Annotated in this window: 20 protein-coding genes; 12 read left to right on the top strand and 8 right to left on the bottom strand. The window is 41.2% G+C overall.

Features of this window, described 5'->3' with window-relative positions; genetic code table 11:
- Window positions 1–87 precede the first annotated feature (87 nt).
- Both VK664_RS16900 and VK664_RS16895 read left to right on the top strand, forming a co-directional pair.
- Complete coding sequence (locus VK664_RS16900; protein ID WP_461399866.1) at window positions 88–3,129, top strand: SusC/RagA family TonB-linked outer membrane protein; 3,042 nt, start codon at window positions 88–90, stop codon at window positions 3,127–3,129.
- A gap of 42 nt (window positions 3,130–3,171) precedes the next feature.
- Window positions 3,172–4,560, top strand: coding sequence for a RagB/SusD family nutrient uptake outer membrane protein (locus VK664_RS16895; RefSeq protein ID WP_461399865.1), 1,389 nt, complete (start codon window positions 3,172–3,174; stop codon window positions 4,558–4,560).
- A 234-nt stretch (window positions 4,561–4,794) separates the two neighbouring features.
- Here VK664_RS16895 and VK664_RS16890 read toward each other — a convergent pair whose 3' ends face one another.
- From VK664_RS16890 to VK664_RS16880, 3 genes are all read right to left on the bottom strand, one after another.
- Window positions 4,795–6,348 (bottom strand): Rne/Rng family ribonuclease, encoded by a 1,554-nt coding sequence (locus tag VK664_RS16890; protein WP_461399864.1) that lies wholly within the window; start codon window positions 6,346–6,348, stop codon window positions 4,795–4,797.
- A 324-nt stretch (window positions 6,349–6,672) separates the two neighbouring features.
- On the bottom strand, window positions 6,673–7,518 hold the full coding sequence (locus tag VK664_RS16885) for a tetratricopeptide repeat protein (RefSeq protein WP_461399863.1): 846 nt from the start codon (window positions 7,516–7,518) through the stop codon (window positions 6,673–6,675).
- 23 nt (window positions 7,519–7,541) lie between these two features.
- Window positions 7,542–7,862 (bottom strand): HU family DNA-binding protein, encoded by a 321-nt coding sequence (locus tag VK664_RS16880; RefSeq protein ID WP_458922178.1) that lies wholly within the window; start codon window positions 7,860–7,862, stop codon window positions 7,542–7,544.
- A gap of 286 nt (window positions 7,863–8,148) precedes the next feature.
- On the opposite strand from VK664_RS16880, the gene mutY reads away from it, so the two are divergent.
- The 8 genes from mutY (at window position 8,149) to VK664_RS16840 (ending at window position 17,603) form a co-directional block, all read left to right on the top strand.
- Window positions 8,149–9,276 (top strand): A/G-specific adenine glycosylase, encoded by a 1,128-nt coding sequence (gene mutY / locus VK664_RS16875; protein ID WP_461399862.1) that lies wholly within the window; start codon window positions 8,149–8,151, stop codon window positions 9,274–9,276.
- Between the two features lie 179 nt (window positions 9,277–9,455).
- Window positions 9,456–9,899: a single-stranded DNA-binding protein gene (locus VK664_RS16870; protein WP_461399861.1), complete on the top strand. Its 444-nt coding sequence runs from the start codon at window positions 9,456–9,458 to the stop codon at window positions 9,897–9,899.
- A 191-nt stretch (window positions 9,900–10,090) separates the two neighbouring features.
- Window positions 10,091–11,425 (top strand): gliding motility-associated protein GldE, encoded by a 1,335-nt coding sequence (gldE, locus tag VK664_RS16865; RefSeq protein ID WP_461399860.1) that lies wholly within the window; start codon window positions 10,091–10,093, stop codon window positions 11,423–11,425.
- A gap of 38 nt (window positions 11,426–11,463) precedes the next feature.
- On the top strand, window positions 11,464–12,042 hold the full coding sequence (gldD, locus tag VK664_RS16860; RefSeq protein ID WP_461399859.1) for a gliding motility lipoprotein GldD: 579 nt from the start codon (window positions 11,464–11,466) through the stop codon (window positions 12,040–12,042).
- A 103-nt stretch (window positions 12,043–12,145) separates the two neighbouring features.
- Window positions 12,146–13,993, top strand: coding sequence for a tetratricopeptide repeat protein (locus VK664_RS16855; protein WP_461399858.1), 1,848 nt, complete (start codon window positions 12,146–12,148; stop codon window positions 13,991–13,993).
- 53 nt (window positions 13,994–14,046) lie between these two features.
- Window positions 14,047–14,637: a DUF3109 family protein gene (locus VK664_RS16850; protein WP_461399857.1), complete on the top strand. Its 591-nt coding sequence runs from the start codon at window positions 14,047–14,049 to the stop codon at window positions 14,635–14,637.
- A 47-nt stretch (window positions 14,638–14,684) separates the two neighbouring features.
- Window positions 14,685–16,073, top strand: coding sequence for a LutB/LldF family L-lactate oxidation iron-sulfur protein (locus tag VK664_RS16845; RefSeq protein ID WP_461399856.1), 1,389 nt, complete (start codon window positions 14,685–14,687; stop codon window positions 16,071–16,073).
- A 195-nt stretch (window positions 16,074–16,268) separates the two neighbouring features.
- A complete protein-coding gene (locus VK664_RS16840) occupies window positions 16,269–17,603 on the top strand; it encodes a polysaccharide deacetylase family protein (RefSeq protein WP_461399855.1) in 1,335 nt (444 codons plus the stop codon).
- Window positions 17,604–17,876: 273 nt separating this feature from the next.
- Here VK664_RS16840 and VK664_RS16835 read toward each other — a convergent pair whose 3' ends face one another.
- Both VK664_RS16835 and VK664_RS16830 read right to left on the bottom strand, forming a co-directional pair.
- Entirely contained in the window at window positions 17,877–18,059 is a 183-nt protein-coding gene (locus VK664_RS16835) for a hypothetical protein (protein WP_461399854.1), read from the bottom strand.
- A 164-nt stretch (window positions 18,060–18,223) separates the two neighbouring features.
- Window positions 18,224–18,421 carry a hypothetical protein gene (locus VK664_RS16830; protein ID WP_461399853.1) on the bottom strand — a complete coding sequence of 66 codons (198 nt, stop codon included), beginning with the start codon at window positions 18,419–18,421 and terminating at the stop codon, window positions 18,224–18,226.
- A gap of 935 nt (window positions 18,422–19,356) precedes the next feature.
- Here VK664_RS16830 and mnmG point away from each other — a divergent pair.
- The gene (gene mnmG, locus VK664_RS16825) at window positions 19,357–21,219 is read left to right on the top strand and encodes a tRNA uridine-5-carboxymethylaminomethyl(34) synthesis enzyme MnmG (RefSeq protein WP_461399852.1); all 1,863 of its coding nucleotides are present in this window, start codon (window positions 19,357–19,359) and stop codon (window positions 21,217–21,219) included.
- An 80-nt stretch (window positions 21,220–21,299) separates the two neighbouring features.
- Here the strand turns inward: mnmG and VK664_RS16820 are convergent, their stop codons facing one another.
- Window positions 21,300–22,715 carry an ATP-binding cassette domain-containing protein gene (locus tag VK664_RS16820; protein WP_461399851.1) on the bottom strand — a complete coding sequence of 472 codons (1,416 nt, stop codon included), beginning with the start codon at window positions 22,713–22,715 and terminating at the stop codon, window positions 21,300–21,302.
- 439 nt (window positions 22,716–23,154) lie between these two features.
- A complete protein-coding gene (locus tag VK664_RS16815) occupies window positions 23,155–23,655 on the bottom strand; it encodes a hypothetical protein (protein WP_461399850.1) in 501 nt (166 codons plus the stop codon).
- Window positions 23,656–23,859: 204 nt separating this feature from the next.
- On the opposite strand from VK664_RS16815, the gene VK664_RS16810 reads away from it, so the two are divergent.
- A complete protein-coding gene (locus tag VK664_RS16810) occupies window positions 23,860–24,447 on the top strand; it encodes a hypothetical protein (RefSeq protein WP_461399849.1) in 588 nt (195 codons plus the stop codon).
- Window positions 24,448–24,740: 293 nt separating this feature from the next.
- On the opposite strand, the gene VK664_RS16805 is transcribed toward VK664_RS16810, so the two are convergent.
- Entirely contained in the window at window positions 24,741–25,811 is a 1,071-nt protein-coding gene (locus VK664_RS16805; RefSeq protein ID WP_461399848.1) for a methyltransferase, read from the bottom strand.
- Window positions 25,812–26,237 lie beyond the last annotated feature (426 nt).

Here is a 26,237-nt window from a genome sequence, read left to right as displayed (position 1 = left end):
ATGCAGCGCCACGCATCGGTTTTTTGTCATTGAATTAGTGTGTTAAGGTATTCTTAATACGTATATTGCGTTCGAAAATTTATATTCATGACAAAACTGTATGGCTTACTTACGGGGCTAGTTATGTTCCTGTGCCAGGACCTTTCTGCCCAAACAAAAGAAGTAACCGGTAAAGTAGTAAGTGCTGTTGATAGTTCAGCACTTGCAGACGTTACGGTGAAAGTTAAAAACTCCCAGATCAACACGGTTACCGATGCCGATGGAACCTTCCGTTTAACGGTTCCTGCAAATGCCACCACAATTGTATTTAGTTATGTCGGATTCAGTGAGGTTGAATTACCCATCTCGGATCTGATGTCGGTTTCCATGAACCCGGGTAAAGGCGCGCTGAATGAAGTAGTTGTGGTAGGTTATGGTACGGCCTCAAAAAGGGAGCTGACGGGCTCTATCGCAAAAGTCGCCGGCACAGAGGTGGCAAATCTTCCATTTCAGTCTTTCGAAGCGGCTATCCAGGGTAAAGCACCCGGGGTTGTGATTGAATCCGGAAGTGGTAAGGTTGGCCAGGCGATGAAAGTAAGGATCCGCGGAACAAGCTCCATCTCGGCAAGCAGTCAGCCTCTTTATGTGGTTGATGGATTACCCGTAGTATCCAACAGCGTTTCAGATGGCACAAACGATCCCACAAATCCTCTGGTTGATATCAACCCAAATGATATAGAATCAATAGAAGTATTGAAAGATGCAGCGGCCTCGGCTATATATGGTGCAAGGGCAGCCAACGGAGTTATACTTATTACAACAAAAAAAGGTAAGCTTGGTAAGAAAACACAAATCGAACTTAACCTGAGTAATACTTTTAGCGAGCCAACTCGCAAACGCAAGTTTATGGATGCCCGGCAATATCTTGAGCTTGTAAGAGAAGCAGGAACAAATGATGGAAAAATAGATTTCGCGGAAGGAATTAACGGATATCCAACTGAACAGGAAGCAATCGACGATTACGTTAATTCATATGAAGGTTATCTTTCCGGGAACTTCGCTCTTGGTACCGATTACAAGAACTATGAAGTAAATACTGACTGGCAGGATCAGTTGTACCGCAAAAATGCTACTTCACAACAGGTCGATCTCTCTGCGACTGGTGGTTCAGATAAAACCCGTTTTTATGTTTCCGGTTTTTATAATAAACAGGATGCGATCGTAATTAATAACACTTTTACCAGGTATGGCGGAAGATTGAATCTTGATCACAAGGCTACTGATAAACTCACCATTGGTTTAAATCTTGCACTTAACAGGTCCCAGTTAGATCGTATCAGTAATGACAATGCCTTTTCCACCCCGGGCCAGCTTGTTGCACAACTTCCAATGTCTCCATTACTTGATCCGGCAACAGGAGAACTTAACGGGCAGACTTTATATGGTAACGCATTATTTGATGCCAAGTACAACAGTGACGAACAGGTTACATTCAGGAGTTTAGGAAATGCATTTGCAGATCTTAAGATCCTGCCTTCTCTTTCTTTCAGATCAGAACTTGGTGCTGATGTACTCAATTTATACCAGGAAAGTTTTTCAGGAAAGCAAACTATCGACGGTGCAGGGATTGGAAGAGCAACTGCAATTACCACTTCAAGTGCAAGTCTGAATACAAATAACTTTTTTACTTTCACTCCGAATATTAATGATAATCATAAGCTGACTTCGATAATTGGTATGAGTTATCTTCAAAATGATACCAAACAGTCAACCACCCAGGGCGAAGGTTATCCAACTGATGCTGTAAAAAATCTTTCAGGTGCTACAGATATCACCTTCGGTACATCGACAAATAACCGTTACACATTCCTTTCATATTTCTTAAGGGCAAACTACAGTTTCCTTGATAAATATCTTTTATCGGTAAGTGCGCGTGCTGACGGATCATCACGGTTTGGTGAAAACAATCGTTATGGCTGGTTCCCTGCAGCATCACTTGGCTGGATCATTTCAGAAGAAAATTTTCTTAAAAATGTAGGATTCTTAAGCTACCTGAAATTGAGGGCCAGTTATGGTCTTACAGGGAATGCAGAAATCGGGCAAAATAATTTTCTTGGTCTGTATGGTGTTTCAAACTATCCCGGACTTCCCGGATTTGTGCCGACGCAGTTACCAAATGATGATCTGAAATGGGAGAAGACAGCACAGTTCGATGCGGGAATTGAATTTGGATTTTTCAAAAGTCGTTTGACTGGTGAGGTAGACTATTATCAGAAAAATACTTCTGATCTCTTGCTGAATGTCAACATTCCCACCTCAACAGGTTTTGCTTCAGTGTTAAGAAATCTTGGCACTATGTATAATAAAGGAGTGGAACTCTCATTGAACTCGCGCAACTTTGATGGTGAATTCAAATGGAGCACATCATTTAATATTGCTTATAACGTAAATAAGGTACAGGATATAGATGGCCAGGTAATTACAAATGGAGTACAACGTGCAATTGAGGGAGAACCAATCGGCGTATTTTTCTTACAGGAGTTTGCTGGTGTTGATCCCGCTAATGGAGATGCGCTTTATTATGATTCTACCGGGAAAACAACCAGTAACTATAGTCAAGCTCAAAGAAGGGCTATTGGTCAATCTAATCCTGATTTCACAGGTGGTTTTGGAAACACATTTTCATACAAAGGATTTGATCTGAACATCTTCTTCACTTTCGTACAAGGGAACAAAATTTTTAACCAGGCTGGTATCTACATGGAGTCGGGCCTTGGTAACGGATTTGACAATCAAACTACGCGTTACCTGGACCGTTGGAAGAACCCCGGCGACATCACTGATGTTCCAAGAACCGGATTTTCATTTGGCACCAACGACCGTTCATCTTCTTTCTGGCTGCATGACGGTTCTTATATAAGATTACGTAATGCAACACTTGGTTATACATTACCATCAAAAGTTTCATCATTGCTGAAATTATCTTCCGCAAGATTATATGTATCTGGAAATAATTTGTGGACCGCTACAAAGTATGAAGGTGATCCGGAAGTGAATACAGCTACTCTTGGTAATATAACCGGCGGAGTTGATTTTTATACAATTCCACAGGCTAGAACTATTTCCCTGGGTTTAAATGTGAAATTTTAATTAAGGACCTTCAAAGGACCAGCGAATCATTAAAGAATTTATATGAACTCATTAAATAAAATATTTGCCCTTATCCTGATTTCCATGATCGGCTTTGGTTGCAATAAAAAACTGGATGTTAAACCGCAACAAAACATCACTCCCGAACAAATTACAAATGGAGATGATGTAAAAGCTGTTTTATTTGGAGCTTATTCATTACTCCAGGGACCAAATGCTTTTGGAGAGCAGTTTTTCCTGGCTTCTGATCTTTTGGCAAACACCAATCACGTTAGTTTTGCAGGAACCTTTATTGATTACAGGGACCTTACAAGGAAAACACAGATCAGCACCAATGCTATTGCTACCGGCATGTGGGCGAGTTCTTATTCTATTATAAACATCGCAAACACTGTAATAGAAAAAGCGAACCTTGTTGATGAAGACGAACGTGATGCGGTTGTAGCAGAAGCAAAATTTATCCGTGGTATTGTTTATTTTGAACTGGTCAAATACTTTGGACTTCCATATTCTAAGGGTAATGTAACATCTAATCTTGCTGTTCCCCTGGTGACTGAGCCGGTCTATGCTTATGATGCATCGAAGCATAATCCGATCCGCGCTACTGTTGATGCTGTATACAAACAGGTCGTTTCTGATCTTAATGCTGCGGTAGCAGACTTGCCGGACTTGGGACCTAATTTTCGTGCAGGTAAATATAGCGCGCTTGCATTTCTTGCGAAAGTTTACATGAATATGTTGAACTACAGTGGAGCTGCTACTGCCGCAAACCAGGTGATAGATGGTGATTTTAGCTTGAATTTTAATTTTTTTAGCGCGTTTAACAACGCTAATAATACCAACGAAGATATTTTTGCGATCCAGCAAACTTCTCAAAGCAATTCGGGAACCACTAACAATGGAATCAACACATTCTACGCCGCATACACTCTGCAACCACCATTGATCAGTGGAAGAGGAGATGTTCAGGCAAGTCCTAATTATCCCAGCATATTCCAGCCAACTGATGCACGCGGAGACTTCTTTTACAACGGTGCGAACATAGCCGGGGTGGGGGGATTATATACCGGGAAGTGGCAACAATTTTATAAAGCAATTCCGATCATACGTCTTTCTGATATGTTTCTTATCCGTGGCGAAGCAAATTATCGGCTGGCAGGCGCTCCAATTGGCGGGGTTTCACCACTCGATGATATCAACACTGTTCGAGAGCGCGCAGGAGCATCTACCCTCCTTATAATAACCAGTGCTGATGCTTTTGTAGATGAGCGTTTCCGGGAGTTTGGGTTCGAAGGGGATAGGTTATGGACCTTAAAACGCACGAAAAAAGCTGTCGGAACCTTAGCCTATGATGATCCAAAACTTGTGCTCCCTATCCCACAACGTGAGATGGATGTAAATAAAAATCTTATTCAGAATTTTCCATATTAGTATCATTTCCTGACCTGATAAGAAATACAGTAAATAATCTATAATAGATTTTCCTTTAAGCCCCGGTTTTCCGGGGCTTTTTTCGCAAATAGAGTTGTAGGTTTCTATAAATTTTTGAATAGACAAACCGAAAAAATGTCAACGTCAAAAAACGTCAATAACTAAATCCACAATAAATTAAAGGCTGATACTGTAAACAAAACGGGATCTGCTAATCAAAGCTTTACAGAGCAATCAAAGCTTGATTTCGTCTTCATGTTTATCAAAGAAATGGAACTCCGTGAGATGGTAGTTTGTATTTTCTTTGATCTGTACTTTTCTGCCATATTTCCATCTCCACTTCCATTGCCTGGATCTGAAGAATCTTCCCTTTGTAAGATAGGCATGCATAATAGGATGTACAACCAGTTTAAGATCTTTGTGCTGATGAGTAAGCAGGTAACTTAAGTTCTTTTCAATTTCATCTTCCAGTAACAGCGTTGATGAAATCTTTCCGGTACCATTACAGGTGGGACAAACCTCCTGTGTATTGATGTTCATTTCAGGTTTCATCCGCTGCCTGGTGATCTGCATCAGGCCAAACTTGGATATAGGAAGCACTGCGTGTTTAGCGCGATCAGGTCGCATAAATTCTTCCATTGATTCCATAAGCTTGCGCTTATTATCAGGAAGTTTCATATCGATAAAATCAACGACTATAATACCGCCAAGGTCACGAAGTCTCAGCTGCCTGGATATTTCAGCCGCTGCTTCGAGGTTGGTTTCAAGCGCATTCAGTTCCTGGTTATTTCCAACGCTTTTGTATCCGCTGTTTACATCAATTACATGCAGTGCCTCGGTATGCTCAATAATGAGATAAGCTCCACTTGGCAGGTTAACCGTTTTTCCAAAAGCAGCCTTAACCTGTTTGGTTATTCCAAACTGGTCGAAGATTGGGAGGCCGTTGTTATAATAGGCTACTATGTCTGTTTTTTCGGGCGCGATGCGTTGAATGTAATTCCTGGTATCGTTGAAAATATTACGGTCATTAACAACGATCTTATTAAAATCTTCATTTAACAGATCCCGCAACATACTGGTGGCCTTGGTTTGCTCGCTCAGTATCTTGGCAGGGGCCACAGCCCCTTTGAGGTTATGTTGTATGATCCTCCATGTTTCCACCAACATTGAGAGGTCCTCATGAAGTTCTGCTGTGTTTTTCCCCTCCGCTGCTGTCCTTACTATCACACCAAAATTTTTTGGTTTGATAGCTTCAACTATTTTCTGCAGGCGTTTGCGTTCGTCCGCAGAATGTATCTTACGCGAAACAGCAACAATATCATTGAAGGGAGTAATTACTACGAAACGACCGGGTAAGGATATCTCGCAGCTTAGCCTTGGGCCTTTTGCGGCGATAGGTTCCTTCAGGATCTGAACCAGTATATTTGGCTTACCACTCAGCACTTCATTGATCTTGCCGGTTTTAATAATTTCCGGTTCTACCAAAAAAGTTCCAAAATCAAAACCATTCTCACTGTTATCATTGATGCCTACCTGGGTAAACTTGAGTAACGAGCGTGCATAAGGACTCAGATCGGTGTAGTGAAGAAACGCGTCCTTCTCAAAACCGACATCAACAAAAGCTGCATTTAACCCGGGTATCAGTTTCTTAACCTTTCCAAGATATAAGTCACCTACGGCAAAATTAGCATCCGTTTTTTCATGATGTAATTCTACCAGTTTCTTATCCTCTAAAAGTGCAATCTCTACACCTTGTGGAGCCGCGTTTATAATTAGTTCCTTATTCAATCGTCAATCATCTTTATCCGTGGTAACCATTCATCTCTGAAAGGAAAGTCGCTGAAGTAGCATTACTTGACAAATATGCGGAGCCTGGCCAGCAATAAATGACAGATAAATTTTTCAGCTATAGTGAAGAAAAAGGGCCGGATCACGGCCCCGTTTCAGAAGAATATTTCTAGCGGCTTTTCTTCTTATGACGGTTCTTTCTTAGTCTCTTCTTACGCTTGTGCGTGGCAATTTTATGACGTTTTCTTTTTTTACCGCAAGGCATAATAACCAGTGATTTAAGTTAATTAATTTGTTTTATGTAGTCCTTCCAAAAATGAAAGGCTATGTTTTTAATAAGCTTATGCGTTGATCAATCTCCTTGATAAAGTCCGGATCTCCGATGAGTTCCTTGCCTTTCTCATACCACATGATCGCATTGGCTTTATCATTTTTTCTTTCAAAAGCATCAGCAAGTGCAAGCACTGCTTCTGCATTATTTGGCTCGTGTCTCGCAACCTTCAACAAACGCTGAATAGCAAGGTCAAGCTGCCCAGAGACCAGTCCACCCATTCCTAACATAAATTGGGCATACATATTTGTTGAATCTCTCGACGCAACTTCGCGAATCAGGCTGATTCCCTGCATCGGATTGTCACTTATGTTACCAAAAAGATAACATGAACCAAGCCCGATTTTGAGGGAATCACTCCCCGGATTTATCTCTAAAGCCTTTTCAAACAACTCTTTAGCCTGTATGGCCATCCACTTTTTTAACGAGGGTTCCTGCTGTCTGCGCATGTTCCCTGCAAAGAATTGGGCTGCAAAGGTGAGACTTTTTTCAGAATTTTCCAATTTAGCTGCTTCAGCAGTGTAATACGAATAGGGTAAAAGCAAGTGAACGGTGTCTTTCCAGAATTCAGCAAGCTGCCGGTAAACGCTGATTTGCTGATCTTTTACATTGCCACGTACAACGGCTGATTCCAACCTGCTGACAAAGGCAGATTGCTCCGGGGTAAGCTGGCGTTTGGAAGCGGATAAAATTGTGTTTATATCAAGGGGAGCTTCGTCCTGGTGAGTTGCGGCCTCGACCGGCTTTTTTTCAATCGGCGGAACATTGTTCCCAAAAAAATAAATAATGAAAAGAAGAGCCATTGCTCCTCCAGTAAGAATAATCTGCTGCTTTTTCAATTAATTTGAATTAGGCTGCAAATTTAAGCTTCATCATCCGGGTTTGGTTGATCTTCTTTAACTGCTTGCAATTTTTTAACTTCCGCTACAAATTCTTTTGCAGGTTTAAAGGCAGGAATATAATGTTCAGGTATATGAACTGCAATATTCTTTTTGATATTCCGGCCAATCTTTGCAGCTCTTTTCTTGGTGATGAAGCTTCCGAACCCCCGTATATAGATATTCTCACCATCAGCAAGTGTATCCTTTACCTCCTTGAACATGGTTTCCAGCGTCACCAGGACATCAACCTTTGGAATACCTGTTTTTTCAGATATTTGGTTAACGAGGTCTGCTTTTCTCATGTTAATGAATTTAAGTGGGTTATTAATTTTGTTTTTGATTAACGCTAAACTGATGGGCAATCTGCACTAAATCAATTCATTAGTGAAATTAACGGTAAATTTTGAAATTTGCAAGAAAAGTGTAAATAATTGATAATGAATTTTATTTCTTTATAATCAGATTCGTATTTCAATGATAATCAATGGCATACACTAAAGAATTATATTGTAAAATTTGATTTTATAGTCAGTATAACACTGTTTTGATGCCTCAAAACGTAATTGTCTATTGATTATCAGGCATTATATGACGATAACAAATGTTGGTTACCGTTATAATGAAAAGCGATTTTGTATTCAGTTTGCGTGGCTTAATATTGCGGTAATGAATGCCATTTTCACTGAAAGGTTGTTGAACTGGAACAGGAATAAAAATAAAAGATCAATGCCCTGGAAAGGTGAAAAAGATCCATACAAAATCTGGCTCAGCGAAATCATTCTTCAGCAAACCAGGGTTGAACAGGGACTTTCTTATTATCAAACTTTTATAGCCAGCTTCCCCACTGTACAAGATCTTGCAAATGCACCGGAAGAAAAAGTGTTCAAACTTTGGGAAGGGCTTGGTTATTATAGTCGTTGCAAAAATCTGATCGCTTCTGCAAAAATTATTGCAAGAGAACGGAATGGGTTGTTTCCGGATACGTTTGAAAGTATCGTAGCACTGAAAGGTGTGGGCCCATACACAGCTTCTGCGATAGCTTCCTTCGCTTATAACCAGCCCTATGCCGTAGTAGACGGAAATGTACAAAGAGTACTCTCACGGTATTTCGGAATAACCACACCTGTTGACACCAGTGCAGGAAAGAAATTGTACCAGGAACTGGCAGAATCGTTATTAGATACAGATGAACCCGGTTTATATAATCAGGCCATCATGGATTTTGGTGCAATAATTTGCAAACCTCAGAACCCTCTGTGTCTGCAATGCCCGCAGCAGGGCGATTGCGAAGCATATAAATTGGGATCAGTGAAGGAATTGCCCGTAAAAGAAAAAAAATTGATCAAAAGACACCGGTGGTTTTATTATTTCATGATCGAAACTTCTGATACTGTTTACATAAGAAAGCGAACCGAAAAAGATATCTGGCAAAATCTCCATGAGTTTGTACTACATGAAACTGAAGACCCTGCACCGTTCCCGCATCAGAGTTATCTGAAACAGTTTTTTGGTGATCAGTTATTTGTTGTGACCTCCCAAAGCCGGGTTTATGTTCAGCAACTGACACATCAAACAATTCATGGTCAGTTTATCCTTGTCACTGCTCCTGAGAACGTTATCCTGCCTGTGTCTTATATGAAAGTGACGAAAAAGCAGCTTGCTGATTTTGCCTTCCCCCGAATGATCAGCATCTTTCTGGAAAATAAATTTATATGACCTGAATTTCCTGTCAACTTTACCAAAAGATTTTAATGTTTCTGCTCTATGAATTTTGTAAATTTATAATACAGGATTCATCCGTAATCTATTGCATGATTTGTCCTTAGACCCTTAGGATATTGAGTTTACAACGAATTGAACAGGCAGGCTGATTATTAACTATCAAAATTGTTATTATGAGAGGCGTAAACAGGGTAATGTTGATTGGAAATCTCGGTAAAGATCCCGATGTCCAGGTGCTTGAAGGAAATATTGCTGTAGCCAAATTTCCGCTTGCAACCACGGAAACTTTCAAAGACAGGGCAGGGAAGTTAATCTCTCAAACTGAGTGGCACACTGTTGTCTTATGGCGCGGCCTTGCAGAGCTTGCCCAGAAATATCTTCACAAAGGCAGCCTTGTTTACATTGAAGGACGACTGAGAACGAGGAGCTGGGAAGATAAGGAAGGCGCTAAAAAATTCTCAACAGAAGTTGTAGGAGATAACCTCATCATGCTTGATAAAAGGACAGATGCAGGACATCATAACGGGCCCGGTGGTGCGCATCACGGTAATGTTGAAGGCTTTCATACCGGGGATCTGCCCCCTATAGATGAACCTTCCCAGGATCTGCCGTTTTGATCTGTTAACCAACGATAATTTTCCCGGGGGTTGCGCTTACCTGATTGTGCGGGCAAAAAAAAATAAAAATGAACGGATGAAATAAGGGTATATATTTCTGCTTCATAACAAATTATTGATAATTTCGCTTACAATGTATTAATAAGGGCAGGCCGTTTGACCTGCCTTTATGTTGAAAAAACCCAATTGCTTTGGATATCCCTTTATTGAATTTTTTTCTGTTTGATCAATTCCAGCCAATACTTCTGGTCGCAAGCATCCAGGCTACAACAATTCTGGCCGCGATTGTGCTATTGTTACTTATTCTTTCATTTTTCATCTCCGGGGCGGAAGTTGCTTTTTTCTCACTTACATATCGCGATATCAATATGTTGAAAACCAAGCAGGACGCCGGCTGGAAACGGATAACAAACCTGCTGGAAGATCCACGCACCCTGCTTGGCTCTTTAAGGGTTGCAAGTATCCTTATCAATATCGCAATTATTATTCTATCAAATATTCTGATAGACCAGATCTTTCCACAACAGCTTGGGTGGCAGATAATAAGATTTTTACTTAAGATCTTTCTTATAAGTTTTGTGCTGATCCTTATAGGACAGGTGCTACCAAAGATCAGGGCCGGTCAGAACAATCTCCGGGTGGCTTATGAAGCATCCTATCTCGTTGAGATTATCTACTATCTTTTTCGCAAGCTCGGCACATCTTTAATGGCCATGTCTGAGCGCATCGAAAAGTTCATGGGAGGGAGTACTTCAAGAGCTTATTCCCAGCAACAACTCGAAGCCGCAATCAAGTCTACTATCCATGAAGAAGAAGAACAGCGCATACTGGCAGGCATATATAAGTTCAGGCATATCACTGTAAAACAAATTATGAGGACGCGTCTTGATGTGAATGGTATTTCATTCAACATCAGTTTCAAAGAACTGAAACAAAAGATCGAAGAGCTGCATTATTCGAGATTACCTGTATACAAGTCGAGTCTCGATGATATTGTCGGTATGATTCATAGCAAAGACCTGATTCCCCATTTGAATCAACCTAATGATTTTGAGTGGAGCAGCCTTATGCGTATCCCATATTTTGTGCATGAACAAAAATTCATTGAAGATCTTCTCAAAGAGTTTCAGACAAAAAGGATTCACTTTGCTGTTGTTGTTGATGAATTCGGTGGAACAAGCGGGATCGTTACGCTTGAAGATGTTCTTGAAGAAATTATTGGTGAGATAAAAGATGAGTTTGATGAAGAGGAAAGTGGCAATAAAAAGATAGATGAAGACAACTATATTTTTGAAGGCAAGACCATGATCAATGATGTCTGTAAGTTGATGAATCTTTCCCTTGATACCTTTGATAAAGTAAGGGGAGAAAGCGATTCGCTTGCAGGTCTTATTCTTGAAATTTCCGGCGAAATTCCTAAAGCAAATGATATAGCCATTGTTGGAGATTTTGAGTTCACAACGCTTGAGGTTGAAAAGAACCGGATCCGTAAAGTGAAGGTTTCGATCGTCAGGCAAAAAAGCTGATTTGTTTGCCGTTCCTTCCTCCTATTAACTATTGAAACATGATCCGATCGATTTTTATACTTGTGTTTATTGCCCTGGTGGCTTGTAACAGCGACTATACTCTCAGGCAGCGCGGATACTTTAAAATCGATTTCCCTGAACATCAGTACCAGAAATACGATCAGCCGGGAAGTCCATATTCATTTGAATATCCTGTATATGCGAAAATTGTCCGCGACACCACTTTCTTCGAAGCCAAACCTGAAAACGATTATTGGATCAATATTGACTTCCCGCAATTTTATGGAAAGATTTATATCAGCTACAAGGAAATAAAAAAGAGCAATTTTGATTCGCTGGTCGCTGATGCTTTTAAGATGACATATAAACATACTTCGAAAGCTACAGAGATCCGGGATTCTCTTATGAAGACCCCGATGGGATTGACTGGTGTTTTTTTCCAGGTTGGCGGGAATGCTGCTACGGCAAAGCAGTTTTTTGTTACTGATTCAGTCAAACATTTTGTGAGAGGTGCATTATATTTTGATGCATCTCCAAATGCAGATTCTTTGGGTGTTGTAAATAATTTCCTTGAACAGGATATGAAGCACCTGATCAATACCCTCAGGCTAAAATAACTTCGCCGGTAGATTTTGTTCTCATATTGAGAATGTTTATTTTAAATTCGGGTGATATTTATTCCAAAACAAACAATCTTCAAAACAAACAATCTCCGGTATAGTGAAGAAACTCCTGCTTAACACTCTTCTGAGCCTTATTCATTTCATGCTTTTTGCTCAGCCAGGTAATATTCAGCAAAACAGCGGTTCACCAGAAATAAAAACAAAGGGAGAAACGAGACTGGAAGATAGTCTGCACCAAAACCTCGCACTGGCTACAAATCCTTACGATTTAGTCAAATGGCAGGGGGAACTGGCCGAATATTATATTGGCATCGATAACAAAAGGTCTGAAGATTTTGGAAAAAAGATGCTGGAAACTGCGGAATCAAGCCGGGATAGAAAACTGATCATTTTGGCGATGCTCAAAAGAGCCGGTAACTTTTATGATAATGGAAACACGCAGGAATTTGTCAGGAAAGGAACAGAGTTTTCACAGAATGCGCTTGATATGGCAAGGAACAGTAATCTTGAAGAACTAATGGCCTGGTGCTATATCTATCTTTCGAGGGGCGCCAGGGCAAATGGTGAAATTGAAAAAGGGCTGGGTTACTCTAATCATGCGATGTCTCTTTCTATATCGATCAAAAGTGATTCGCTTAAAGTATCGGCTTATAATTCTTTAGGTAGTAGTTACCTGTATAAAAAGGAAAAGTTGCTGGCTTATAGAAATTACCTGGCGGCACTGGACCTGGCCGAACAGACAAATAAATATGAACTCGTAAAAAACTGTTACCTGAGGATGATTGATTTCAATCGTTCGCTGGAAAACTGGGACAGGGCCAAAGACTATCAGTTCAGGCTGGATAGCATGGCAAGGAAAAACAATCGGTATTATGATGTGCTGATCGGATATAATTCAATGGGTGCATTGTATGCCGGTGCTAAACAATACGATTTCGCGAGGATGTACTATGACAAGGCAATCGCACTTTCCGACACACTGGAATTCAGGATTTATAAACTTAATAGTTATCTGAGTATTGTTAATCTCTACCTGATGAGCAACCAGTATAAAGAAGCGCTGGCATATTTCGAAGAGAAAAAAGAGCTGCGGGATTTTCTGAATACAGCCGGTATGGGTTATTTACTTGACCAGGGCTACGGTTCGCTATATACATATGTTGGTAAATATGATTCGGCAGCATATTATTTTAAAAAAGCTGAACCATATTTTGAAACATACGGTACCAAACCATATAAGTTCTTTTTTTATACCACTTACTCTGATTACTTCAAAAAGACCGGCGACTTTAAACAGGCAATACACTACTGGGAAAAGGCAGAGGCCATAGGAAAACAGATTAACAGTTTTGATATGATCATTATGGCTGCAGCTAATCTGGATTCTTTAAATACAATGACCGGAGATTATCAGAAGGCCTACCTCTATAAAACATTGCATGATAAATACAGGGATAGCGTTGACAACCTAACCAAAGAAAAGGATCTGTTAATGGCCGAAGTGGATAGTGAAAAACAAAGAGCAGAAAAAATGCAGGCGGCCAGGATGGAAGAAACCAGGCGTCGGCATAACCTCCAATATATGGGCATTACGGCTGCTATTGCCAGTATTTTTATTTTATTGGTAATGGCCGGTGCATTCAGGGTGTCGGCGCAAACAATAAAAATTATCGGCTTCTTTGCTTTTATTTTTCTGTTTGAGTTTATTATCCTGCTGGCAGATAACCAGATACATCATCTCACACATGGAGAACCCTGGATGGTACTTGCCATAAAAATCGTTTTAATCGCCATGCTTTTGCCACTACACCACTGGCTGGAAGAAAAAGCGGTCCATTATCTTACTTCAAAGTCAATTTTAAGACTTAACCGAAACCGCCTCTTTGGACGCGGAGACAAAATACCCGCATCTGTTCCTGTTGAAAATTTTAAGGATACCAATTAGGGCGCTTCAACTTTGTGATTGAGCTTATTGGTTACATTTGTAAAAAAAGCATTGTGATAGCAATAGATAATGTTCTCATTAGTGAAAATGTGATATCCGAGCAATTTGTGTGTGATCTTACAAAATGCAAAGGTGGATGTTGTGAGGATGGTGATGCCGGGGCACCTCTTGAAAAAGAAGAGCTCGCGATCATCAATGAGATCTTCGAGACAGTGAAGCCCTATCTATCCAAAGATGGATTGGGATGGATCGAGAAGCATGGTCGCTATGTGTACGATGTCGAGTTCGGCTGGGTAACCCCGACCATTGAAGGTAAACTTTGCGCTTATGGTTTTCACGATGAAAACGGAGTGATTAAATGCGCCATTGAACAAGCATATCGTGATGGAAAGGTCAGCTGGAAAAAGCCTATCAGCTGTCACTTTTATCCTATTATCACAAAAGCAGGTAAAAAAGGAGACTTTGACCGGATGAATTACGAGCCCAGGGAAGGTTTGTGCAAGCCCGCTTGTTCTCTTGGCAAAAAATTAAAAGTACCGGTTTACCAGTTTCTCAGGGAACCTATCATAAGAAAGTATGGCGAAGATTTCTATAACGCTCTCGACAAGGTTGCACAGGATTATTTTGAAATTAAGAAGAAGTAACCGGCCGCTTTAAGCGACGTTTGTTTGCACCAGGCAGGAAATAAATTATGTCAGAAAACGCTTCCACATTCAAAGCAAAAAGTACAATCAAATCTGCTGACCTTGATCACCGGTTCAAGGTGAATTTCAATATCAGCAAATACAACAATGCCGTGCCCCAGGGCAAACTTCAATTCCCCGATACCGGGCTGGCGAGAGAAAGGGCAAAAAATATCAAATGGCGCGCGCTCGAAACCTTAGATCAGCAACTGGAAGATTTCGAAGCAAATTTTACCAGGCGTGGTGGAAAAGTAATCTGGGCGAACGATGACAAACAGGCGCTGGCCGCGGTATTGGAAATTTGTAAAGCCAAAAACTGCCGTTCGGTCGTGAAAAGCAAGAGCATGGTCACTGAAGAGATCCATCTCAATAAATTCCTGACCGATAATAATATTGAAAGTGTTGAAACCGATCTTGGTGAATACATTCAACAACTGGATGGCGAACCACCTTATCATATTGTAACGCCAGCTATGCATAAAAGCAAGGAAGACGTTGCAAAATTGTTTTATGAAAAACTGGGAACGCCCCCGAATCTCAATCCTCAACAACTCACGCTTGTAGCAAGGGAAAAGCTAAGAACAAAATACCCGGTTGCCGAGATCGGTGTAACCGGCGCGAATTTTATAATAGCCGATACGGGTTCCATTGCGGTTACAGAAAATGAAGGAAATGCAAGGCTTAGTGCTGCATTTCCAAAAACACATATAGTGATTGCCGGGATCGAAAAGATCATTCCTTCGTTGACGGATCTTGCTTTATTCTGGCCATTGCTTTCTACTTATGGTACAGGGCAGAAAGTAACAGTTTACAATACAATTTTCAGCGGTCCCCGTCAACCAGGTGAGTCTGACGGGCCAGAAGAAATGTATGTGATACTGCTTGATAATGGTCGTACCAATATTCTTGATAATCCTGTTTCCAGGGAAAGTCTTTACTGTATACGATGTGGGGCTTGTCTCAATGCCTGTCCTGTTTACAAAAATATAGGTGGTCATGCTTATGGCTCAACCTACAGCGGACCGATCGGGGCTGTGATTACACCCCGGCTCAGCGGGCTGAAGGATTGGAAACATCTTAGCAACGCCTCTTCATTGTGCGGTAATTGCACGGAGGTTTGTGCTGTTAAAATCAATCTGCATGAACTGTTATTGGAAAACCGTTACGAGGCGGCAGATAAGGGACTTACTTCAACTGGTGAAAAACTCGCCTGGAAACTTTGGAGAAAAGCTAGTCTGAATCGTGGGATGATGAACCGGGGAAACAAAAAAATAAAGAACTGGTTGGTTAATAAGGCTTTCAGCGGCTGGACGGCTCACCGGGCGGAACTGGATTTTTCAGAAAAAACCTTCAACCAGCTTTGGAAAGAAAAATTCAGCCCTGCTGAAAAAAAGTGAGCCCCACTGGAAAATTGAGCAGTGAAAAAAATGAGTCCTACTGGAATAAATTGAGCCCTACTGAAAAAAATTGAGCCCTACTGGAATAAATTGAGCCCGTAGTTTGCAAAATCAAAAGATACTTCTTATAAAGGCATAAAAATATTGACATTGAGAGGGGAGAATTGTATTATTGAATAAAAGTCCGCCGGCTTGATGTTATCAGTCTATACCTCAGAAATCACCCCCAGGCTACAATATATTCTTGAATTTATTGGGAAAGAAATATTTGACGAACCCCTGGACATCACTTCTGATAAACAGGCTTTTCTCAGCGCCACCACTTTTAAAATTAATTATTCTAACGAAGCATTTGGAGATGAAGTTTATTGGATTTCCCCGGTTCCGCTCCTGTTTCAAAATGACATAAAGGAACAAGAGCCTGATGTTTTCGCTTTTGAAAAAGGAAAAGCACTCTACAAAACCGATGGCGATTTTGCATTCGATATTTTTGCAGCATCTTTCTTTCTCATCACGAGGTATGAAGAATATCTTAAACATAAAGAAGATGAATACGGAAGATATGCACATACAAATTCTTTGGCTTACCGCGAGCGGTTTCTTGATCTGCCAATGATAAATATCTGGCTGGTCTCTTTTAAAGATTCATTGCAGTCGAAGTTTGCTGGCCTGAAATTTAAACGACAACAGTTTTCCTGCAACATTACCTACGATATAGATATCGCCTATTCTTACCTGCATAAAGGTGCTTTAAAGACCATTGCAGGTTTTGTCCGTTCGTTGTTAAAATGGAAGTGGAAAGAGATTGATGATCGCTGGCTCGTGTTAACAGGAAAAAAGCAGGATCCCTTTGATTGTTTCGAATGGCTTGATGCGCTTCATTTATACTGTCGTATTAAACCCTATTATTTTTTTCTTGTTGCAAAAAAACAAGAGGGCTATGATAAAAATATCTCAACAGATGTTAAGCCTTTCCGTGAGCTCATTGAATACTATGCATCAAAATATGAAGTCGGTCTGCATCCCTCCTGGAGAAGTGGCGACCATCCGCGGTTGTTAAAAGAAGAACTTGAATGGCTTGAAGTAGTAACAGACAAACCTGTTGTTTCAAGCAGGCAGCATTATATAAGATTCAAAACACCGGAAACGTTCAGAACGTTGATTGATGCAGGCTTGAGACATGATTTCTCTATGGGCTATGGTACTATTAACGGATTCAGGGCTTCCGTTTGCTCATCCTACAAATGGTACGATCTGCAGAGGGATCAAACGACCGAACTTGTTATTTGTCCATTTTGTTTTATGGATGCAAACTCATTCTATGAGCAAAAGCAAACACCGGAACAAACCTATATGGAACTGGTAAAGTACTACGAACTGGTTAAAAAATTAAACGGCAACTTCATTCCAATCTGGCACAACCATATTTTAGGCAGTGATTCTCAATTCAAAGGCTGGAAGGAAATGTTTGAATTGTTTATGAAGGAAACTGTTTACTGGGATGCTTATTCGGATATACCGGTTGGGTGATTTTGACTTTTTTTAACCAGCACTATTATGCAAGAGTTTTTGGTCGCTTCTTCGCACCGTTGGGAGCAGGATTGTGCCTTTTTGCGGCTGTGTCCCGTGGTTAATACCTTTGCTCATGCTGGGAGTGGTTGTTGTCTCCGATCGGCTTTTTTGCGCAGGTTTGCTTTCTTTGTTTACTAGCATTATTATGCAAGAGTTTTTGGTCGCTTCTTCGCACCGTTGGGAGCTGGATTGTGCCTTTTTGCGGCTGTGTCCCGTGGTTAATACCTTTGCTCATGCTGGGAGTGGTTCTTGTCTCCGATCGGCTTTTTTGCCCTGATCAGCTTTGTTAGGGTTTCTTCCAGTGCTGGTTGCAGTATCGCCCTGATCGGCTTCAGTAACTCCGACCACGGTACGAAGGCCGCTCAAAGGCACAATCCCGCTCCCAACTAGCTCATCCACTTGGGGGAATATCATACTAGCATAACAATTCTTACCAGTCCGCTATAGCAGGTTCCTTGTCTCATCATTCAATCAGCCTCAAATCATGTGTATAAGCCAATCACTTAATCAGTCATAGATGACAATTGAGCTGATATTCGTTTTGCAATTCTCTTCCCGGTCTAATTTACAAACCGATCTCACATTCGATTGGGGGAAATAACCCGGCTGCTTTCAAACGTAGCCACCCGCAAACACAGCCATCCGTAAACACCGCCACCCGCAAACAATGCTGCCTGCAAACGTAGCAACCCGCAAACGATGCCACTTGCAAACGCTGAATCACTACTGCGCTGAATCATTGCCAGGTTGTAACGAGCAATCGATGCAATACCCATCGTTATTTTTTCCTCTGCGCTATAGGGAATATTATTAATGCACTGGAACCAGATTGCTTGCGAATTAGATGAAAAGAATGCAAATGCAATGATGCACAACCGAAATTTCGGTAGCTAAGATTGTTGCAATCGGATTTTTGACAAGCGTTTTTCCGATAACCGGATGGCTGGCAACAGTAATTCAGAGAACGGTAACACAGCAATGTCATTTCAATTTCTGCAATGCCGATAATGTCAATGCCGGTTATTGCAATAAGAGAATGTTGAATTTTGTTGTATAAGTCGCATATCCCTAAGTGAACGAGATTAGAACGTGCAGGATGGGCCTGAGGTTGGTTTGATTGCCACCTTCGATTCCTGCCCGGAGTTACCGAGGCCGATCAGGGCCCAACAGCGACCACACTACAAGCATACCTAAAAAAGCCGATCAGGGAACAAAAAGCCGATCGGAGACAACAGCAGAGAACGGCATGAACAATGGTATTAACCAGGAATCACAGTGGCAAATCAAACCAACCGAAAGGCCCATCCGGCGAAGGGAAGAACCGAGTGAACGCCATGAACCTGCAACATCAACATCTAGCCAATAAGGCAACCAGCACTACAAGCATACCTAAAAAAGCCGATCAGGGAACTAAAAGCCGATCGGAGACAACAACAGAGAGCGGCAAAACGAAACGTATTAACCAGGAATCACAGCGGCAAATCAACCCAACCGAAAGGCCCATCCGGCGAAGGGAAGAACCGAGTGAGCGCCATGAACGTGCAACGTCAACAATGTTAACAAATTCAATAAGCTCACGGCTTCAGCGAATCAGGCAAAAAATGCCAGTAACCAAAAGGACCAGGTTTGCCATATACTTCCAAGTTTCACGTTCCACGTGGAACATTAACCTTTTGCAGATCATTCGAAAATCAAAATGTAATTTTGCGTCATGTTTCCAGAATATGATGTCATCGTTGTAGGAGCCGGTCATGCCGGTTGTGAAGCTGCCGCTTCAGCAGCAAATCTTGGATCGAAAGTGCTGTTAGTGACTATGAATATGCAGACTATCGCCCAAATGAGTTGTAACCCCGCCATGGGCGGCATAGCCAAGGGACAAATAGTGCGGGAGATAGATGCCATCGGTGGTTACTCAGGGATTGTAAGCGACGAGAGCATGATTCAATTTCGGATGCTGAATCGCTCAAAAGGACCAGCAATGTGGAGTCCCCGATCCCAGAATGATCGAATGCTCTTTGCCACAAGATGGCGCGAAATGCTTGAGCAAACTCCTAATGTGGATTTCTACCAGGACATGGCAAAATCAATCATCGTGAAAGATGGCCGGGCATGCGGTATAATAACCGGACTTGGGCATGAAGTGAGATCGAAATCGGTGGTGATCACAAGTGGCACCTTCCTGAATGGAGTGATACACATAGGAGATCAGAAATTTGGAGGGGGCAGGGTAGCAGAGAAGGCCGCAACCGGCATAACGGAACAACTGGTTAGTCTTGGTTTTGAGGCAGATCGACTCAAAACCGGCACTCCACCCCGGATCGATGGAAGAAGTCTTGATTATAGCAAAATGGAAGAACAGGCTGGTGATGAGTTAATTACCGGCTTCTCTTATCTTGACACGAAAAAACCTAAAATACAAAGGAGCTGTTGGATAACTTATACAAATACAAAAGTGCATGACCTGCTGAAAACAGGCTTCGATCGCAGTCCAATGTTTACCGGCAGAATTGAAGGAGTAGGACCCCGCTACTGTCCAAGTATTGAGGATAAAATCAACCGCTTTGCTGAAAGGGACCGTCACCAATTGTTTATTGAACCGGAAGGCTGGAACACGGTCGAAATTTATGTAAACGGATTCTCTACTTCACTACCGGAAGAAGTGCAGTACGAAGCTCTTCGTAATGTGCCTGGTTTTGAAAAGGTGAGGATGTTCAGACCCGGCTATGCCATCGAATACGACTATTTCCCACCCACACAGCTTAAGCATAACCTGGAAACGAAGTTAATAAAAAACCTATTTTTTGCTGGCCAGATTAATGGCACCACCGGCTATGAAGAAGCTGCATGTCAGGGACTTATGGCGGGAATCAATGCCCACCAGGCCACCCATGACCTGGAACCATTCACTCTTAAAAGATCGGAAGCTTATATTGGGGTACTCATAGATGACCTGATAAATAAAGGCACCGAAGAACCTTACCGCATGTTCACATCACGCGCAGAATTCAGAACACTTTTGCGCCAGGATAATGCAGATCTACGTCTCACGGAAAAAAGTTACCGTTTGGGCCTTGCTTCACAGGAACGTATGGATAAGGTGATAGCCAAAAAAGATGGAGCAGCCAAAATCAGACAAATCCTGAAAGAATTTTCGATTGAACCTGAAGAGTCGAAATCATTTCTTGAAAGCCAGGGAACCACAGGTCTCCTGCAAAAACAAAAAGCTCTGCAGGTTTTATTAAGACCATCACTTAGTCTCCCTGAAATGATGAAAGGGTTACCGAGACTGGCTGATAAACTCAAAGAATTTTCGCTTGAAACAATTGAACAGGCAGAGATCCAGGCCAAATACGAAGTGTACATAGAAAAGGAAAAAGAACTTGTACAAAAAATGGGACAACTCGAAGAACTGGCTATACCCGATAATTTCAATTACGATAGAATTTCATCGCTGTCAACCGAAGCACTTCAAAAATTCAAAAAGATAAAACCAGCAACTCTTGGCCAGGCCAGCCGCATCAGCGGTGTAAATCCAAGTGATGTTCAAATACTCATGGTGTACATGGGAAGATAAAGCAAGAGAATTATGAATTATGAGTTATGAATTATGAAAGGTTTTTCACTCTTCATTTAACTCATAACTAAACTCATAACTCATAATTCCTTAACGGTCTTACCATCGTCGAGCCTTAAATATTTGGTGATGACAGAAGGAACATCTTGTACATAGTGTGAAACATAAATTAACGAGGTTCCGAATCCGATACAAATTGAATTAACCAATGCTATAAAAGCGGCAGTCTGATCTTCATCCAATCCCTGGCACGGCTCATCAAGAACAAGCATTTGTGGTGCCTTGATCAGTGCTCTGCCAAGTAACGCGAGACGCTGCTGACCACGTGACATAGAACGTAAGGACTTATCTTCACAGTCATTGAGATTCAGTATTTTCAACCAGGTTTTAACTGCCGATTTCTGCTCATCATTAAGCAACCTGAATAGTCCAATGGTATCAAAAAACCCGGAAGCAAGTATTTCCCAACATGACGCAGCCTGGTCGAAGAAAAGATGAAGCTCCGGAGAAACATAACCAATATTGCGTTTAATATCCCAGATACTTTCGCCGGTTCCTCTCCTGCGATCAAACAAGTAGATTTCGTTTGCATATGCCTGTGGATTGTCGCCGGTGATCAAACTTAGCAAGGTTGACTTCCCGGCACCATTAGGGCCCGACAAGGACCAGCATTCACCGCGCCTGATTTCCCAATTCAACTTGTCAAGAACAATCTTATCGCCATATTGGATATGTACATTAATCATCCGTACAGCATAAGCAAAATTGGTGGCCTCCGCTGGTTTTAATGAACGCAATAAACCCTGATCAATCGCCGAATCACTATGAAGATGTGAAGCGTGATCGTCCAAAAAATGCTGCCTCAGTCCATAGAAAATAAGTCTCCCTTTTTCAAGGACAGCAACATGAGTGACTAAAGATGAAAGTGCAGCAGGTCCTGATATAAGTATAATCTGGACTCCCTGATCTTTTAGCACACATAAAATATTCTCCAGGATTACACGACCTGAAACATCAAGGCCCAAAAATGGATTATCCAGGATTAAAACATCCGGCTTAGCCTGGAGTTTTTGAGCAAGTTGAAGCCTTTTGTTCTCGCCGTTAGATAATTGTAGAATGGCTCTATCTAACAACTCCCGCAAATGCAATAGGTCTATCCATTTATTATCGCTCGTCAACAAATCTGATACCCTCAAAGACTGATCGGATTCGGATGCATTAAAACGCTGTTGATAATAAAAATCTGAGGTATTGGAAAGATTCTTAAAGTTGTGTTCCTGGGAAATAAACTCAACATGAACGGGATCCCCGAAACCTTTGAATTTAACAGTACCTGAGTGAAACAGATCACCCGTAATAACCTTTGCGAGGCTGGTCTTACCACTACCCGAAGCACCAGTAATAGCAAGTGTCTGTCCTTTATCAATTGTCAGACTAACATCATCCAGCAGCAATTCAGATCCTAGTCTTAAGCAAACTTTATTTAATTCTATCAATACCAATATTTTTGAAAGGGTGATGAATTGATGGTGAAAATTAATGATGAAAATTAATGATGAAAATTAATGATGATGACTAATGGTGATGATTAATAGCGACAACAAATATTGACGACTAATAATGATGCTTAATAGTGACAATAAATACTGACGACCAAATGATGACGGCTAATGATGATGCTTAATAGTGATAATTAATAGTGATTACTAATAGTGATTACTAATGATGATGATTAGTGATGATGATGATTAGTGATGATGATGATTAATGATGAATAATATCAAACAAATAAAGATAATAAATCATGCCTGTGAAGCCGGCTAAACGCACAAGTAAAAAGCCTCCGCAAAAACGTGAGGCTTTAATAACTTTACTGACTTGATAAATCCGAGGGTTAACAACTCAGGTTAACAACTCATGATTATCAGAGTCTCCCTATTTGAATGTAAAGCGTGCTGAAACACCAAAGTTAGGATTGAAGTCTTCATCGTAAGGATTTACGAGATAAAGTGAAGGACGAAAATCCGCAGATACAGCTAAAGGAAAATTAAATTTATATTCAACTCCACCAGTCGGGAACAGGGCAAACCCGAATCCTTCTTCATATCTATCGTTATCGGCAAAACTATTTAAAACGGTAAGTCCTCCACCGACAAACCATTTAAAACCCTCAATACTTCCAATCGGGAAATGATACTGGTAGGCAGCAGATGCGCTGACATTTGTACGCCCATAGGAAAAATGTCGCGCCCCGGCATTAAATTCAAAAGCACTTGGCTCGGAAACAAAAAGTTTGAATGATGCAGAAATAGCGTCGTAATAACTTCCACTAAAGCGCAGCCCGATACCAGCTTTATAGTCCGGTCCGTTAACCTGGGCAAAACTTACACTGGTGATACAAACTCCTACAATCAGGGTTAAAAAGAACTTTTTCATGTTTTTAATCTTTAAACGTTCACAATCAAAAATAGAACCAACCGCATAAACCGATGATTATTATGTTAATGCGTTTTTCGAGTCGCAAAGGTATGTCCCGTAAAGTCTAAAAAAAAATCACATGAATATGTATCTGGTATCTTTAATACCATCCCTCGAATTATATTACTTTAGTGCATTAAATAACCCTAAAATATTCCCAACATGAAATTGCTAAAAGGCGGGGCGTTGTTCGCCCTGGGTTTAATGGCTCTGAGTTCCGCCATTGCACAAAAAGTCAAACTGATCGAAGGAGATTTGTCTGCCGTAAAAAATGAAAAGTCAATTAACACCGAATTTTCTTACGACAAAATGAAAGTCGGCAAGTTTGATGACGAAGCTGAATACGTAAACAAAAAGAAAGAAGAATATAATAAGAAAGAAGCGGGCAGGGGTGATACCTGGGCCACACGCTGGGTTGACGACAGAGAAGAAAAATTCGAACCACAGTTTAATGAGCTCTTCGAAAAAACTTCGATGATGACCATCACTCCCAAATCGAAATACACGTTGATTTACAAAACTACATTTACAGAACCCGGCTTCAACATCGGGGTAATGAGAAAAAATGCAACTATCGATGGTGAAGCCTGGATCGTTGAAACTGCCGACAAAAACAAAGTGATCGCAAAGATCTCCATTGCAAAAGCACCGGGAAGAATGTTCGGTGGTTTTGACTTTGATACCGGCGAAAGAATCCAGGAAGCTTATGCAATGGCAGGTAGAGCCGTTGCTAAGATGATTGTAAAATAAATTGTGTGAAGTAAGTTGTGAGGTAAATATTAATTCAAAAAGCGGAGACCCAAATAAGTCTCCGCTTTTTTCAATGTTATATATAGTTTGTAGCAGCCTCGTTTGTAACAGGCTCACTTGTTACCGTCTCGTTTGGTACCGTCTCGTTTGTTACCGTCTCGTTTGGTACCGTCTCGTTTGTTACCGTCTCGTTTGGTACCGTCTCGTTTGGTACCGTCTCGTTTGTTACCGTCTCGTTTGTAGCCGTCTCGTTTGTAGCCGTCTTGTTTGTTGCTGTCTCGTTTTATTCCGCCTTAACTTTTCTTCCTGCATTTTAGCAAGGTGTGACTAAGCCCTATGCCATCAATATCTTCATAGATTTCAAATCCACCCGCCTTAACAGCATCAATGAATATCCTTGAATCATACATCTGGCTGTTACCATTGGCAAGTGCCGTGAAATATATCGATGTTTGCTGAAGACAAAAAGCTGCAGCTTCAAAACGCTGCCGGTCCCAGAATGCCTCCAGGATAAACATGGTACCTCCCGGTTCAAGCGCCTCATAACACCTCTCAATAATGGATGTTATTTCTGCCTCTGAAAAACAATCAAGGAACTGGCTCATCCAGATTGCATCATGTCCTTTAGGAAGCGGTTGTGTTTTATCCAAAAGATTAACAGGGAAAAATGAAACCCTGTCCGCCAGTCCAAGATCAGCAATTCTTGATTTCGCCATAGTAACCTGTCCTGGCAAATCCACTATTGTTATCCGAACATTTTTATCATAGAGAGATGAAGCAATTGCCCACTTACCTGTGTTACCCCCGATATCCATCAGCTTGTTAATCTTCTGTCCATAAACCAAAGGAAGAACAAGCGGAAATGAATTATCTGAAAAGAAGTGATCAAAAGCGAACCAGCTTTTTTGGATATGAGGTGGCAATTGGGAAAGGCCCTCATAAATGGTGTTCCAGCCTCCCAGCTCTTTAAGCCCTTCTGGTTTACCGGTTTTGATACTTTCTTCCAGGTGAAACAGTCCTTTATAATTTACATCATGGATGAAGTCCATATTGATCCGTGTCAGTGGATCATGTAAAGTGAAATGCCCCGTTTTTGTAATTGAATATTTTCCGTTATTAATAATTACGAGTCCGATACCAAGAGAAGACTCAAGTAACACCCTCAGACCGTAATCCGGGAGATTTACTGCCTGGAGAATCTCCTGGTGAGTTAACCCCTGTTTGCCCGCCTCTTCGATCACAGTTAAAATGCCAGCATCACGCATGATACGCGCTACCTGGAAAACGACCGGCCCAAATGCAATAAATTGAGCCATTTCTTTGGCCTCGAGAGCCGACTTCTTATCCTTGTTAAATAAATTCATCCTTTCATTTTTATTTTAATGGCCTGTCTGACCTGATCTGCAGGTGATTTAATTTAAATACCCTGACTTCCTGCCTTAAGTACCCTGCGACTTTCTGCTTTAAATACCCTGACTTCCTGCTTTAAATAACCAGCCCTGGCAATATTCGTTAAAAAGCTATTTCAGGTGCTTGTATTTATGTGTTTAATAGTTGAAGTCCATTTATTGGAAAAGATATTGGGAAAACTTATAAGGAAGTGTCTGAGGAAGCATTATTGATCGAAATTAATGGCCGGATCCGCCTGCTCCAGGTAATCTCTTATTCTTGCCAGGTCCCGGTATTTGGGAGTGTCCTCGATAAACTTAGGAAATATTTCCCTCATTTCCCGGTAAACACCCGCCGTGACCGGTGATAGTTTTGATGCACAATCCAGGTAGTCTACCCCC

Source organism: Flavitalea sp., assembly GCF_035489435.1.
Classification (GTDB): Bacteria; Bacteroidota; Bacteroidia; order Chitinophagales; family Chitinophagaceae; genus DATHKG01.
The sequence above is the reverse complement of the archived record's forward strand: the minus strand, read 5'-3'. Positions and strand labels throughout refer to the sequence as shown.

What these genes read in the sequence shown, in the direction of transcription:
- VK664_RS16900 (WP_461399866.1), top strand. Translation starts at nt 88, where the DNA reads ATGACAAAACTGTATGGCTTACTTACGGGGCTAGTTATGTTCCTGTGC.
- VK664_RS16895 (WP_461399865.1), top strand. Translation starts at nt 3,172, where the DNA reads ATGAACTCATTAAATAAAATATTTGCCCTTATCCTGATTTCCATGATC.
- VK664_RS16880 (WP_458922178.1), bottom strand. Translation starts at nt 7,862, where the DNA reads ATGAGAAAAGCAGACCTCGTTAACCAAATATCTGAAAAAACAGGTATT.
- mutY (WP_461399862.1), top strand. Translation starts at nt 8,149, where the DNA reads ATGACGATAACAAATGTTGGTTACCGTTATAATGAAAAGCGATTTTGT.
- VK664_RS16870 (WP_461399861.1), top strand. Translation starts at nt 9,456, where the DNA reads ATGAGAGGCGTAAACAGGGTAATGTTGATTGGAAATCTCGGTAAAGAT.
- gldD (WP_461399859.1), top strand. Translation starts at nt 11,464, where the DNA reads ATGATCCGATCGATTTTTATACTTGTGTTTATTGCCCTGGTGGCTTGT.
- VK664_RS16845 (WP_461399856.1), top strand. Translation starts at nt 14,685, where the DNA reads ATGTCAGAAAACGCTTCCACATTCAAAGCAAAAAGTACAATCAAATCT.
- VK664_RS16840 (WP_461399855.1), top strand. Translation starts at nt 16,269, where the DNA reads ATGTTATCAGTCTATACCTCAGAAATCACCCCCAGGCTACAATATATT.
- VK664_RS16835 (WP_461399854.1), bottom strand. Translation starts at nt 18,059, where the DNA reads ATGATATTCCCCCAAGTGGATGAGCTAGTTGGGAGCGGGATTGTGCCT.
- VK664_RS16830 (WP_461399853.1), bottom strand. Translation starts at nt 18,421, where the DNA reads ATGGGTATTGCATCGATTGCTCGTTACAACCTGGCAATGATTCAGCGC.
- mnmG (WP_461399852.1), top strand. Translation starts at nt 19,357, where the DNA reads ATGTTTCCAGAATATGATGTCATCGTTGTAGGAGCCGGTCATGCCGGT.
- VK664_RS16815 (WP_461399850.1), bottom strand. Translation starts at nt 23,655, where the DNA reads ATGAAAAAGTTCTTTTTAACCCTGATTGTAGGAGTTTGTATCACCAGT.
- VK664_RS16810 (WP_461399849.1), top strand. Translation starts at nt 23,860, where the DNA reads ATGAAATTGCTAAAAGGCGGGGCGTTGTTCGCCCTGGGTTTAATGGCT.
- VK664_RS16805 (WP_461399848.1), bottom strand. Translation starts at nt 25,811, where the DNA reads ATGAATTTATTTAACAAGGATAAGAAGTCGGCTCTCGAGGCCAAAGAA.